We start from the raw sequence: 432 nt of genomic DNA, 5'->3' as shown, positions 1-432 counted from the left end.
AGCGTCGGCCGCCCCGACATGTCGGCCGGGTTGGCGAACGTCTCGCCCAGCGCCCCCGAGATCGGCCACCGCAGCCAGACCAGACCGCCGCCGCTCACCGGGTGCAGCGCCGAGTACTTGGAGGCGGAGACCGGGAACGGCGTCACCCGGCTCTCCAGGCCCTCGAACTCGACCATGACCGTGGAGCCCTCCGACGTACTCCCGGCCTCCGGAACGTCTATCGGGTCCAGGCCGCCCGCCGCCGGGCGCCCGTCCGGGGAGAGCGCGAAGGGGGAGGGGGTCGCGGAGGAGAGCGGGACCAGGTACGGGCGGCAGCCCAGCGGGAAGGAGAGGTCCCCGGTGTGCACGTCGTACACCGGGTCGAAGCCCCGCCAGGAGAGGAACGCGAGGTAGCGGCCGTCCTCCGTGAAGACCGGGTTCTCGTCCTCGAAC

Annotated in this window: 1 pseudogene; it reads right to left on the bottom strand. The window is 72.9% G+C overall.

Features of this window, described 5'->3' with window-relative positions:
• Nucleotides 1-432 (bottom strand): annotated as a pseudogene (locus RNB18_RS52455) (S41 family peptidase); the annotation flags it as partial.

The sequence above is a fragment of the Streptomyces doebereineriae genome (assembly GCF_031845645.1).
Lineage (GTDB): Bacteria > Actinomycetota > Actinomycetes > Streptomycetales > Streptomycetaceae > Streptomyces > Streptomyces canus.
The sequence above is the reverse complement of the archived record's forward strand: the minus strand, read 5'-3'. Positions and strand labels throughout refer to the sequence as shown.